This window comes from Nitrobacter sp. CN101 (assembly GCF_055390255.1).
In genome coordinates this window covers 1,875,314-1,888,034 of the sequence record NZ_AP038833.1, presented here as the reverse complement: position 1 = coordinate 1,888,034, position 12,721 = coordinate 1,875,314, and the positions used below count along the sequence as shown (strand labels likewise).

The 12,721-nt window shown below is 56.6% G+C and carries 14 protein-coding genes and 1 pseudogene; 2 read left to right on the top strand and 13 right to left on the bottom strand.

The genetic code is table 11. The annotated features are described in order from the left end of the window. The first annotated feature begins 210 nt into the window (after positions 1-210). The gene (locus ACZ5IL_RS09410) at positions 211-2,808 is read left to right on the top strand and encodes a mechanosensitive ion channel domain-containing protein (protein ID WP_464596468.1); all 2,598 of its coding nucleotides are present in this window, start codon (positions 211-213) and stop codon (positions 2,806-2,808) included. 40 nt (positions 2,809-2,848) lie between these two features. Here ACZ5IL_RS09410 and ACZ5IL_RS09405 read toward each other — a convergent pair whose 3' ends face one another. Further along, complete coding sequence (locus ACZ5IL_RS09405; RefSeq protein WP_464596467.1) at positions 2,849-3,748, bottom strand: alpha/beta hydrolase; 900 nt, start codon at positions 3,746-3,748, stop codon at positions 2,849-2,851. A 114-nt stretch (positions 3,749-3,862) separates the two neighbouring features. Here ACZ5IL_RS09405 and ACZ5IL_RS09400 point away from each other — a divergent pair, with 114 nt between their 5' ends. After that, complete coding sequence (locus tag ACZ5IL_RS09400) at positions 3,863-4,072, top strand: DUF6894 family protein (protein WP_464596465.1); 210 nt, start codon at positions 3,863-3,865, stop codon at positions 4,070-4,072. A 71-nt stretch (positions 4,073-4,143) separates the two neighbouring features. Here ACZ5IL_RS09400 and ACZ5IL_RS09395 read toward each other — a convergent pair whose 3' ends face one another. The 12 genes and pseudogenes from ACZ5IL_RS09395 to ACZ5IL_RS09340 all read right to left on the bottom strand — a co-directional run bounded on the left by ACZ5IL_RS09395 (position 4,144) and on the right by ACZ5IL_RS09340 (position 12,637). Continuing rightward, entirely contained in the window at positions 4,144-4,644 is a 501-nt protein-coding gene (locus ACZ5IL_RS09395) for a type 2 periplasmic-binding domain-containing protein (RefSeq protein ID WP_464596464.1), read from the bottom strand. 180 nt (positions 4,645-4,824) lie between these two features. After that, a complete protein-coding gene (locus ACZ5IL_RS09390; RefSeq protein WP_464592499.1) occupies positions 4,825-5,916 on the bottom strand; it encodes an IS5 family transposase in 1,092 nt (363 codons plus the stop codon). 126 nt (positions 5,917-6,042) lie between these two features. Then, positions 6,043-6,448 (bottom strand): annotated as a pseudogene (locus tag ACZ5IL_RS09385) (winged helix-turn-helix domain-containing protein). A gap of 590 nt (positions 6,449-7,038) precedes the next feature. Further along, positions 7,039-7,248, bottom strand: a complete 210-nt coding sequence (locus ACZ5IL_RS09380) for a cold-shock protein (protein WP_464596463.1) — start codon at positions 7,246-7,248, stop codon at positions 7,039-7,041. A 402-nt stretch (positions 7,249-7,650) separates the two neighbouring features. Further along, entirely contained in the window at positions 7,651-8,769 is a 1,119-nt protein-coding gene (locus ACZ5IL_RS09375) for an alpha/beta hydrolase (protein WP_464596462.1), read from the bottom strand. Between the two features lie 227 nt (positions 8,770-8,996). Next, a complete protein-coding gene (locus ACZ5IL_RS09370) occupies positions 8,997-9,431 on the bottom strand; it encodes a hypothetical protein (RefSeq protein WP_464596876.1) in 435 nt (144 codons plus the stop codon). 289 nt (positions 9,432-9,720) lie between these two features. Further along, positions 9,721-10,077: an HdeA/HdeB family chaperone gene (locus tag ACZ5IL_RS09365; RefSeq protein WP_464596461.1), complete on the bottom strand. Its 357-nt coding sequence runs from the start codon at positions 10,075-10,077 to the stop codon at positions 9,721-9,723. 35 nt (positions 10,078-10,112) lie between these two features. After that, positions 10,113-10,370 carry a DUF992 domain-containing protein gene (locus tag ACZ5IL_RS09360; protein ID WP_464596459.1) on the bottom strand — a complete coding sequence of 86 codons (258 nt, stop codon included), beginning with the start codon at positions 10,368-10,370 and terminating at the stop codon, positions 10,113-10,115. Positions 10,371-10,434: 64 nt separating this feature from the next. Continuing rightward, positions 10,435-10,629 (bottom strand): hypothetical protein, encoded by a 195-nt coding sequence (locus tag ACZ5IL_RS09355; RefSeq protein WP_464596458.1) that lies wholly within the window; start codon positions 10,627-10,629, stop codon positions 10,435-10,437. Between the two features lie 118 nt (positions 10,630-10,747). Then, positions 10,748-10,996 carry a cysteine rich repeat-containing protein gene (locus tag ACZ5IL_RS09350; protein ID WP_464596457.1) on the bottom strand — a complete coding sequence of 83 codons (249 nt, stop codon included), beginning with the start codon at positions 10,994-10,996 and terminating at the stop codon, positions 10,748-10,750. Between the two features lie 336 nt (positions 10,997-11,332). Then, a complete protein-coding gene (locus ACZ5IL_RS09345) occupies positions 11,333-11,785 on the bottom strand; it encodes a DUF2721 domain-containing protein (RefSeq protein ID WP_079445820.1) in 453 nt (150 codons plus the stop codon). 297 nt (positions 11,786-12,082) lie between these two features. Next, positions 12,083-12,637: a thioredoxin family protein gene (locus tag ACZ5IL_RS09340; protein ID WP_464596456.1), complete on the bottom strand. Its 555-nt coding sequence runs from the start codon at positions 12,635-12,637 to the stop codon at positions 12,083-12,085. Positions 12,638-12,721 lie beyond the last annotated feature (84 nt).

Here is a 12,721-nt window from a genome sequence, read left to right as displayed (position 1 = left end):
AGAATCGAATCCAGGCTATTCAGTGCTTCGAGGCGGGCCGCGCAGGCTCGGATTTGTGGGTTCGCCGGTCTCAAACGATACACGCACCACCGTAGCTGACCCCGGAATTGCACATTTGGTCATTGTCTGGCCATCAAGTTTTCGGAGACGGCTGAGGGGAATTTGCCGTCTGGATTTTCAAAATTGCCATCGAATAAGGGAGAGCTGCCGATGATCCGCCGACTGTGGGTCGTAGCGTGGGCGTTGAGTCTCTTTTCTATGCTGGTTGTGGCCGGCGCTCAGGCTCAGACCGCACAGGCGCCGACATCGCCCAAACCAGATGTGGCGCAGCGGGCAGATTCTCCTTCGGATGCGCCAGCCACCGCGCAACCGGCAAAACAGCCTGCTGCTTCGCTCAACACGGCCGAGATCGTTGCACGTGCCAACAAAAATGTCGGCGTTGACATCGAGAAGAGTATCAACGGCTGGGAGCAGGAGCTTTCGCGCCTGGAGGGTGACCTAAAAAAGCCGCGCTTGAGCTATTCCGAACTGAACGACCTCCGTGACAAGCTCCAGCGCGTTCGCAGCGAGATTGGAAGCTTTGACAAGCAACTTGAACCTGTACTCGCGGCCGCCAAGGACCAATTGGGCCTGCTCGGGCCGGCGCCGGCCGCCGGTCAACCACCCGAGCCGGATGACGTCGCACGAAGTCGGGCCGACCGGACCTATTACCACGGAGTGTTGACCGGAGGTCAGAAGGAGATCGACTCCGCCAATCTACGCATCGACAAACTCATCGATGCCATCCAAGATATCCGTCGAAAGAATTTCGCGACGCGCCTGTTGCAGCCGCTCCCTGGCATTTACTCGTCTGAGACCTGGGCGCGTGTGCCGGACTATGTTCCATTAGCCACATACCGCGTTCGCGACATCGTGGCCGACTGGTGGGGCAGTCTTGGCGATCAGGACGATGTGAAGCTCCTCGTTTTCGAAGCCGGACTGCTCATGCTCGGGCTCGCCGTTGCCGCCGCCTTTGGAACCGGGCGGCTGCGCCGCCGGCGATCCGAGGACGTTGATCAGCCGTTCTGGCGGCGGGCTGCAGTCGCGGGCGCCATCGCCTTGCTGTGGCTCTTGCCGGTCTTGCCGATCGCTTTCCTCTACGGGCTCGTCGCCGACACGCATCAACTGCCTAAACGTGTCGATTGGCTGCTGTACACGACTGCGCAATCCATCATCACCGTTCTCGCGGTCAGCGTGCTCGTCATCAGCGCGTTCGCACCGAGGATGCCGCATTGGCGGTTGATCCCCGTCTCTGATCGCACAGCACGTCGAATTTGCGGACTCCTTCTGGCGCTCGCAATCGTGTACGGCGTGACCAGCTTGCTCTACATGGTCACCCGTGTTGTGCAGGCCCCCTTTGCGCTGACGATCGCGGTTGCCCTTCCGTCGAGCCTGCTTTTGGCCGGAATCATCATTGCCATCCTTCTTACGCCGCTAGAGGGGCAGCATCAGGACCAAAGCCTCTCACCGCGGCTCCTCGCCGTGCTGCGGGCCCCTGTTTGGATTGCAGTCGTCGCGATCATCATCTCGGCATTTGCCGGATACCTGGCGCTTGCCCGATTTCTCGCGCAACAATTGGTCGTGACCGTCTCCATTATGGCGTTTGCCTACCTTCTGCTGCTGTGGGTCGATGGGCTGATGCAGGGCTTGGGCGACGACCGTGCAGCGACAGGCCGCTGGCTCAAGGAAAGCCTTGGTGAGCAACACCAGCGGCACGAGCAGTTGGCTCTGCCGATTGGCCTGCTCCTTAAGGCCATTGTGGTCATACTGTCGGTGCCCCTCATTTTGCTCCAGTGGGGGTACAGTTGGCCGGAAGTCTACGACTGGTACTCGCAGCTCTTCTTCGGTTTCCGGGTTGGCAACACCCAAGTATCAATTGCGGTGCTCCTCGCGTCGGTCATGGTGTTCGGGCTCGCCTATGGCGCCGCGCGACTTTTCCAGGGCTGGCTCGATGAGCGGGTTCTCAAGGCGGCGGGTATTTCGGGCGGCCTCCGCGATTCGATTCGCGTTGGAGTGGGATACGGCGGCGTCGTCATCGCAACGCTTGTGGCCTTCTCTTACGCAGGCTTCGACCTGTCCAATCTCGCGATCCTGGCCGGCGCATTCTCCGTCGGCATCGGGTTCGGTTTGCAAAGTATCGTCAATAATTTCGTGTCGGGGCTGATCCTTCTGGCTGAGCGCCCCATCAGGGTCGGTGACTTGGTCGTCATCGGAGGCGAAGAAGGTTATGTTCGCAAGATCAGCGTGCGTTCGACCGAGGTCGAGACGTCTGAGCGAGCGAGTGTTGTGATTCCGAACTCCTATTTCATCACGGAGAAGGTGAAGAACTGGACATTGCGCGATAACAGACGTCGTATCGCGATCCCGGTCAAGGTTGCGAATGGCTCCGATCCGCGGGCGGTCAAATCGATTCTGCTCAAGGTCGCGCAGGACCATCCCAGTGTCCTGACAATGCCTGCGCCGTCGTTCGATTTTGAAGATTTCGGCGTAGATGGCCTGACGTTCAAACTGTACGCTTTTGTCGATGTGCGCGCGGGCGGCAACGTGACCGCTGATCTAAGGATCGCTATTTTGGAAGCCTTCCAGGAGGCCGGGATTTTGATCCCGTCCCGGCATGCGGAGGTCACGCTGCAGACAATCGACCTGTTGCGTGAGACGGCGGAACATCTCTCAGGTGACACTCAAAAGACAAAGCTCAAAGCCAAAGGGTCTGCTTCAGGGCAGCTTGCCAATCTACCAAGACAGTCGGCAAATCTCGTCAGACCCTAGGCTTGTTGCAAATGCCGAAACCTTGCAAATTCTCATGAGCCTAGGGAACTCGCTCTAACAACCTGCGTTTCATGAACTGTCCGGCTGACTTGAGCGCCAGCCGTGCATCCGTAAGGCCGGCATTCCAGAGAGGCCACGCATGAATCATTTCTGGCCACACATCCAAAGTCGTCGCAACGTTGGCTTCAGCGGCAGCTTCCGCAAAACGTGTTGAGTCCGAGAGCAATGTTTCAGCAGAGCCGACTTGGATGAGCGTCGGTGGAAATCCTGCAAGGACCGAAAACAAAGGCGAAAGAAGTGGGTTCCTGCGGTCGAGTGATATGGGAGCATAGGCATCGGCTAGCTCCACCAGGTAGCCACGGTGGATAATTGGATCGATATGATCCTTGCTCTCCAACGTCTTTCCCGACATGGTGAGATCAGTCCAGGGTGAAATCAGCCACGCGCACGCCGGCAAATCTTCGTTCGCCTCGCGCAAGGCGTTGATCAGGGCGATCGTGAGATTGCCGCCGGCGCTGTCGCCGCCAACTACAATATTCCGCGCGTCGATGCCTTGCTGGCGCAGATGCCGCCAACCGATCATGGCATCGTCATGCGCAGCAGGAAACGGATGTTCCGGCGCTAGCCGATAGGCGATCGCCAGCGTGCTTATACCAGCGGCGCGCCCGGCCTCTGTAACAAGGCGCCGATGGCTTGCAATTGAGCCCGAACAGTAGCCGCCACCATGAAAATACAGAAGTATCCGTGTGGCATCTGCCCCGGGCGAAAGCGACCATTCCCCTGCTACACCTCCGCAATCGACTGTTCGCAGCTGTACATCGTCCGCCACCGGCCAGATTGAGCCGACTTCATCGAGACGTTGCCTTCGCTGCTCCCATCCGATCGGACGAGGCTTTGAAGACAATATTGCGCGGATACTTTCAATCTCTCCCTCAGCCAAGCTGTCTCCCCTCGATAGCCACCAAAAACAAATGGGGACCGTATTGCGTAGATACCTGCCGCGCGGTCTATCTCGACGCGCCGAACGTCACAGGCGCTTCACCCTCAGTGGTCAATGGAGTCCCCTGACAAAGAGAGGAGCACCATGCCGCAGTATTGTTTTCACTTTATAAACGGGAATCCACTGATCGATGCCGTAATCGTGGATTTGTCTGACCTCGACGCAGCCAAAGCCGAGGTAGCAAAATTCGTTGGGGCGGTTTTGATGTCGGAGCAACCCGCCCACAATCAGTTCGCGGTAGACTCTTTATTCAGAACTCAGTGACTTTTACGAAGAATATGACCGTACGAAGAATATGACCGCACTGTCCCCCAACAACCGGAAGCATTGCCACGTTAGTTGATTGTTGCCGCAACGCCAGATTTGCTCGGCACCAGCGTACTGACATCGCTGACGGTCGTCTGTTTTGCAAACAAGACCGGAATGCCCTTGGCGTAAAGTTCAGTAGTGGCCCCGCTTTGTTCAAAGCCCGAACCCTCCAGGCCTATCGGCGTAGCCATATTCGCCGCCAGGAACAGACTATAGCCGTTTGCATTACCGGATCTGATTTCCGTATTCAGTGAACCGGTCGAGCCATGACAGATACGGATAACCTTTCCGTAGCCAGGCTGCCCTGAGGCCGTGAAGTCCGCACGTAAATCTTTTGCAGGCTCGAAGAAATTTGACGCCACGGCAATGGTGGCATCGTACGAGCCGCATGCTGGATCACAGGTGGCCGCCCCTGCAGGGGTTGCGGCAAGAGCGCCGATGGCTGCAGCCGAACTCCAGAGCAGTCGCCAAGTTTTGGTGTATCCCGCTCCTCGCGCAATATTATTATTGAAGATACTTCCGGACATAAGTTTCCCTTTCCCGATTGAGACGTCCAGGCAGCTATTGCCAACTGACTCCGCTCCTAACAGGCTGTTGAAGAAGTGTTCGGTCTGGCTTTGGGGATGGCTTGATCGCCGTTGTGATAGGCGAATGCGATCTGGATTGAGCCGCCGTCGAGCAGTTTGGCGTGGCCGTGAGACGGCGGGTCATGCTGGCACCGCCATGAGCTTCGGCAATCGCACCAGATTGTAAGCGGCGGCTGCGAAGGTGAAGGCCCATCCGACGCGGTCGCGGCCACGGAAGCGGGTCTTGTCCTGGCGGGCAACCATCTTGATCCAGCCGAACGCTTCCTCAATGCGCTTGCGGAGACGCTGGCTGATGGCATAGCCGCGGTGCCGCGTCGTGCGCCCGTCGATCGCCGAGCTTCGGCCGCTTGTGTTCTGCGCCACGTGCGGCGTCACCTTCATCGCGCGCAACTCGTTGACGAAGTCCTCCGTGTCATAGGCCTTATCAGCGCCAAGTGTGATGGCCAGGGGCCGGTCGGCGCGAGGTTCGATCATGTGCAACGCCGCCACCCGCTCGGCATGTCCGCCGGCCAGCGTCAGGCAGGCGTCGACCAACAGGCCATGGCGGTTCTCCATCAGCCCATGACCCATGAAGCATAGCTTCGCCTCCTTGCCCTTGCCCTTCTTGTAGAGCCTTGCGTCCGGATCGGTGGTCGAAGCATGCGTGTCGTTAGTCCGCTTCTCGCCGTGGAAGTCGGCTTCGGCATTGCGCCCGACGCCGCCGGCCGGCGGCTCGCCAGAGCCGTCCTTCGGTTTGACGCTCTTCGTCGAAGCCCAGGCCTCGATCAGCGTGCCGTCGACCGAGAAGTGATCGCTCGACAGCAGCTTCTCCACCTTGGGCTGGGCCAGCACCGCACTCAGGAACTTGGCCGCGATGTCGCCCTCAAGCAGCCGGTCGCGGTTCTTCGAGAACACCGAATGGTCCCAGGCTGGATCGTCGACGCCGATGCCCACGAACCAGCGGAACAGAAGGTCGTATTCCAGCCGCTCCATAGGCAACCGCTCCGAGCGGATCGAGTAGAACGCCTGCAACAGCATCGCCCTGAGCAACTTCTCGGGTGGGATCGACGGCCGCCCGAGTGGCGAATACAGCGCCGCGAACTCCCGCTCCAAAGCGACAAGCGCTTCATTCACAATTACCCGGATGGCGCGAAGCGGGTGATCGCGCCGAACCCGCGCCTCCAGATCAACGTAGCTGAACAACTCGCCAGTCAGATTGTCACCACCGCGCACCCATCAGATCCAAATCGCTTCAAAGCCAATGAATCATGCTCACAGCTCGGCCGCGACTGGCCTTTTTCAACAGCCTGCTAGGTGCGGTAGAAAACTGGGCCGCTCGGGCATCAGGGCGCAGCCAAATCAACGAGCTTTGACATCCCGGTCTCGTTCCGTGCTTTTCTTCGGGTGCCGGATGTCGTTTCGCAGCGCCTCGAGTTCCTTGTGGACCGCGCTGGCGGCATCGCGTTCTATCTTGCGATAGCGAGCGACCAACGCGACCCCGAAGGGGGTCAGGACCGCGCCGCCGCCGTTCTTGCCGCCAGTCTGCCGCGCGACTGCCGCCTGCCGGCAGATGCGATTTGTTTCATCGACGAGATCCCACGCGCGCTTGTAGGACATGTCCATGGCACGTCCAGCGGCCGAAATTGAGCCGCAAGTCTGTATGCTTTCAAGGAGCTGAATTTTGCCAGGTCCAATGCGGCACTCTAAAATCGAGATCGATCCGTAAAATCAGTGAGGGTAGCGCTCTGTTGGATGAGGCCGACATTTCACACTCAATGCGCCCAGATTGAGTCGTCAATACTATCACTTGTAACGTCAATTTTCTATCGCTAAGCGTGTAAGCCAAGCTACGTTGAAAAGGGAGTGTCCCGCCATCAGCGGTGTTAAACGTCCGCACTGAGCGGGCTATGATCGTTGGACGCCAAGCGCCCTTCGCCAAAGAAAATGAATCGGTCAGGATATTCTCACGTAAATCCAATGTGATACTGCGTGAGGAAAAGATAAGGGTTGGCTGGTCGGCCATCTGGGCGATATCGCAGAGTGGACCAGACGGCTGCTGACCGGCTCTATCTTGTCATCCTGAACATTTTGGCAAAACGGAAGTCGGCTTTTCCCGTTGGTCTAATATCTAATAGAAGCGCCGCGACCGCCAGCCGGCACATGTCAAATGTCTCGCCATCCCCAATAGTGCATGCGCCGACAATTGGAATACGGCAGGCCGTGACGATTACCCAATGCGATACAAAAGCAATTGGAGTCCGCCGATGCGCGTATTCAACCGATCCAGGGGGTGAAGCTCGTCCAATGTTGAAACCGACGAGCTACCCTCAGTACAATGCATCCGTAGATTTGTTCTCACCTTAGAGACAGATTCTCCGCACTCACCTTGCCACGCGCCTCATCGGTCTTGGCTTCAAAAGACACTTTTTGACCTTCTCCAAGACTGTTCAATCCGGCGCGCTGAACAGCGCTGATGTGCACGAACACGTCATTTCCGCCACCATCCGGCTGGATAAATCCATAGCCCTTTTGGCCGTTAAACCACTTTACTGTACCTGTCGACATTCTCTTCTCCAGAGTATCACAAAGAAAGCCGCGCCATCCACCGAGGTGAACAGCGCGGGAAGTCTTGGGAACGCTAGTGGCCCGAAACCGGGTCACAACCGCCTTGCGGCGAATACGGACGGAGGGAGTATTTCCATCGTCGTATTCAACTATATATATCGCAGTTTTTCAAAATTGCACAACAAACTTTTTCCGGGGTCCAGGGCATGTGCCCTGCGGACCATCTACCCTTCGTGAACCATGACAGAAGCCTGACCAGTTCCGGCACTAGATGGCTCGCTAAAACCGGCCGTGCCGGCACCCGTCTCAGGACCCGAATCCGATGCCCTCGACGACCGGCGTCTGATTGTTGATGTCAACGTCTAGGGTCTCGAACACTTCGCGATACTTACCGCAAGCCGATCATTGAGCCACCCGATCTCCAATGTCGACTGGCCGTATGAACGTGTCATCATCGGTAAAGATGAACGTGCCAGCAGTGTTGCGGTATCGCAAGGCTTTCTCGTGCGACCTTGAATAAAGCACGGCAACACTTACAAACCGATCATGCCCGAGGTCATCGTGTTTTGCGAGCCTCGAAATATCGACGACTTGAACCTTCTCTTTCAGGGCAGCCTCGCGCACAATGGGATTGTCGACATCGATGTCTCCCGCACGAGCAATACCACCATCAAGAAAACTAGAGGCTCGAAGCGCACCATCATCCTTGGAAACCAGAACAAGCAAAGGTGGCTTTAGCGGACCGATAGCTTGTACGTTGGTACGGAACGTTCTTGCATTGATGTCGGGTGCCGCGAGCACCACCCGGCTTAGCCTGGCGATCACCCGGTCTTTGCCTTCAATACGAAGCTGACGCAGAGCTTCAACGGTCAACATGGCGCCCATGCTGTGGGCTACCACCATAATGTCGCTGACCTCGGAATTACTGCTAAGCATCGTTAGGAGAGCCATCAGATAGTCGCGAGAATAGTTTGCCGATTGCTTGTCTATTTCATAAGCCCCTACGCGACCTTGCGATGGCCACGCAAACAGTATCGGAATTCCGTCGATCTTCATGTCCGCTTGTAATTGCGTGATTCGGAACAGTGACTCTTGAAAGGTGTTGTTGAACCCGTGCACAAAAACAAAAACTTTGTGCTTTTTACGGTGGCTATGGTTCTGATGAGTAACAGCTTGACGAAACTGGGACTCGCTAAGTGCGGCCCGATCAACGATAGCAAATTCTCTTTCTGGATCTGGAGTTGCGGTCGGCATTTCAATGTTGCCGGACTTGTGGTTAGGAGGAACTGAGACGGAAAACCTTGCAAAATTGAGTGCATTGGCGAGGTTCGCGGTGAACGCGTTTTGTGACAAATCGCGTTCGCGCGTAGTCGCCACGTAAATTTGCATAGCCTTTCCGCCAACCGAGGCCGCCACCGGCGTCAGAGCCTCCGAACCAAGTCTGGCAGCACAACCAACCAAAAGGAATGAGAATAGAATGGCGACTGTGCCTAGCGTACGACCGCCACTCCAAGTCGACATGACAACTGACTCCCCACCACCGAGTAGCACCGATGCTGCTGCTCTTAAATTCCCCGAAACGAACAGTGGCTTGCAAAGTATCCTAACAATTTTCTCGTAACCCGTGACTGCTTAGCGCCGCACATGTTTAACCCCAAGTCCCGCAAAGCTTGTTGTCGCATCTGCACGAAGCGGACCAGCCGCACGTGTGAGCATCAAGCGCACCGTGCGACCTGGCCGCATCACGCTTATTTAAACCTGACAGTTACCCCGCCTACTGCAGCCGACACTTCAGCGCCGACCTTAGGGCCACTAAGCTGCAGGATGACGCCATTGGCATTCTGCAATTGAACGCCTGCCGCCCCAGCCGCAACTGCACCGCCAGCTCCAATCGCGCTGTAGTTGCCCTGAAACGCGGCCAGGCTATTCAGATTGAGAGCTCGTCCAACCAGCTTGGTCGTCGAGGCTCCGATCGTAAATCCGATACTCATGCCCGAAACGGTGAATGGATAGCGCCTGCCCTTGAAGGTAAGGACACCTTCGCCACCCCCGGCCCCGACGATGAATCCTCCTTTTGTGAATACGACGGAAACCTGACCAGTTTCGGCCCGCAATGGCGCGCTAAAGCCGGCTACACCAACAAGCAAGGCAACAAAAGCTGCGTTTAGAAAAAATCTTCTCATGACATTTTCCTCTGAAAGAGACAGCAACGGCTGGTTCAGTATCCGATCTGCCGCGAGAATCGACGGCGATCACTTTAGATTTTTACCTCCGCGATCCCTGCCGAGTCATTGTCGGAATGCCGTCTTGCGCGAGCAACTTGCGAGGTAACCGTTCTGGCCTCCAGTGGCTTACAAAGTCTCCTAACGATTTGCTCGCGCCCCCAAGTTTCCGCACCTGTTGTTACATCTACGCGAAGCGGACCAGTCGGTCGAGGCAAGGAGGTCTCGGCTGCTACCTTTTAAGCTGCGACTATTTTTTCATCTTGATGTTGTTTTGACTCCTGTACTCTTTGAACACCACGTCGATGGCTTCGATGACTTTTTTGCCTGGATTGGCCTTGCAAAAAACAATGACTTCGTGTTGCAGCGCTTTTGCGCGGGTAACATTCACCATGTGCTTCTTGGCGAGGCCATTGTACCAACCGCTGTACCAGGCGGCCAAATAGTCGGCGTCTTCCTGGAACGTGCCCGCCAGCTGCGCGCAGGTCAGCTTCTGAACGTCGAGACGCCCGTCTTGATCCGCGTAGGTGTTGAGTTCGACCTGAGCCACGGCCGGCGCAGCAACAAGAAACGCAACGCAAGACAAGATGAGTTTTTTCGCGATCATTTGGATAAATTCCTTTCGTTGCCTGGCTTCGGTATTCAATTGATTGGCTTGAGTTTCATGCGAGCGGCGCCGAGCGCGAGATTGACGCCGACCTGTCCTTCCACCGACAACGGCTGCAGCGAAACCGATTTGCGCGTGCCGCCGACCAGCAGGTTGGCGCCAACGCCAAGACCGGCCGAAATGTCGCCGCCGAGCACGGCGGCATCGACCACGTCCGCCATCATGACGTTGAATACGTTGGTGAGCAGCAAATCGGCGCCAGGAGCTACCACGCCGTGCTTTTCACGTAGCACATCGATCAATTCCTCGGTGGTGCCGGTGGTCGACGATTGCAGTGTCCGTACTCGTTACATTTCTTCACCATTCACCTTCGGAGAATGGCCAAGCGTGTTCGGCGATGCCCAAGGTGACAACCGCGCTGCTCGATCGGCTTAGCGCCGCGCTCATGTTCTCCGCGTGCTTGATGCGGCCCTGCTTCTCGCGGCTTGAGAATATCTTGGACTTGATAAACTTCGGCAGCGCCTCGACCTCCTCGGCCGCCGCCGTATTCACGTCGTCTCGTCGTGGACGACGTTGAGCAGGCACTTCTGCCCGAGCAGGGTCTCGAAGTCGAAGCTGTCGCGCCTCCTTGGGGGACGTGCATCAGACGCTAGGCTCGAACTCAACTTCGTCACTTACCCATCTTAGCTTTGATCGATTTCAACTCCTTCGCACAACCGATGGTCACGTCGTCCTTATGTTGCTTAAGACACTGAATTATTTTGCCACCGCCCGGCTCTATGCCAGGGCATATTCTGGCCGCGTCTGCTTTGCAGGCAGCAAGCGCACCGGCTTGAGCTTTGGATTCTTGAGGTGCGGAAATCGTGAACAGGAGGACCGCAAGCAGCGAACCCGTAACTTGGTGTGTAAGCATTGTCATACCCTCGTTTCCTCTGCCACAATGCAACAAAGCGCGAGATGGATTATGATAGCGCCCGAACAATTGCCTTGATCTAAGTCAATGCAATCGAGTGTGAACAGGTTTCGAAGCTGTCGGTGATGCTTACACCGGACGACCTTGCAAGATGACTCACTCTCCGAAGTAAGATTCCTTTCAGGAAGCACTCGGATGAGGATCGACCCGCTTCAAATGCAGCGACTGACCATTCGTGCGGTCCCCCGCATCTCGTTCGGCCGATGCGCAAGTCTTTGGAGACATGGTCGTTGTAACGCGTTCAGGACGCTGCGATGCTTGCCGCCAAGTTCAAATTGCAGCTTACCGGTAAAGGTCGACCTCGTGGAGGGCCAATCTGGTCTCGCGGGCCAGATCAACTAATGAGACACTGAACAGGATCATGGCGGCCATAAACAAGAGCGCGATTCCGTACTCGTGCCGGAGATGAAGAAACGCACTGACGAATGCTCCGAAGATGATCAGAGCGGTCGTGATTGCGGCCAGGATCGAGCAGAAGAGCGAGCGGTTCAAAAGGACAGCGCGACGCCTGAGCCGAGGCAAATCACTTCGAAAGTGGAGTCTCGAAACGTCGTCATCGGGGATACTGTGGATGAAATGCAATCGGTCGATCACGCGATTGATGCGCGATATCACGACGGAGATGAAGGACGCGACCGCACCGAGCAGAAATGCCGGGGCAGCAACATTCGAAATTATCCGAGCGAATTGATCGATCGAAGGCGTTACCGGTAACAGTCCAATCACAGTTCCCATGGGTTCATGCCAACTTAAAAAATGATTGAAAACAGTCTGCCGCTTGAATGAAGCTGAGACTCACTCTGAGCGCAAGATGGGAGAGCCCGGGACGGTTCGGATCATCGAATACGTTGTAGACGAGCGTCTCGCCCAATGGTTGCACAGTTTAGTTTGCTCGTTAACCCGATGAGTCGCTTCAACTGGTAGCGCGAGGCGGACGTTGGAATCGTATGAAAGCGACCCGCGCGGACTGTATGTCTATGCTCGCCTGACTTCGAACCGCGTAGCTGGTGCCGCTCGATGACAGAGCTCGACTTACGCATCCTTCCATTTGATCGAGCAGCCAAGGGACGGATTTTGATCAGCTGGCGCCACACCGGTGCTCGCAATCGCGCGCATGGCCTCGACGAGCTCTCGGGGCGCCTCCGCGCGGGGCGCAGTTTTGCGGCCTTCGTCGAGGCGACCCCGGTACTTGAGCTTGCGGTCGGCGTTGTAGCCGAAGAAGTCCGGCGTACACACTGCTCCATATGCTCGCGCGACCGCTTGGGTCTCGTCGTGCAGATAAGGAAATGGGAAACCATGAGCCTTGGCGAAATGCTGCATATTTTCAAATGAATCTTCGGGACGGTTCGCCGCATCGTTCGAACAAATCGCCACAAAACCAATGCCCTCAGACATCAGCACTCGCGCGTCCGCAACCATGCGGTCGATCACCGCTTTGACGTAGGGGCAATGATTGCAGATGAAGACGACGACGGTGCCCTTTTGGCCCGCAAGGTCGTCCAGTCCGTAAGTCTTGCCGTCGGTCGCTGGAAGCCGAAACTCAACCGCCGGCGCATCGAAAGTAACCTGGTCGGCTGTGATCGCCATCTCGCATCTCCAATTAGAAACATGTGATCGGGTTTTAAAGTTTGACTCCCCTCTCGGCTACAGGGAGATGATGAGATCGTTTTT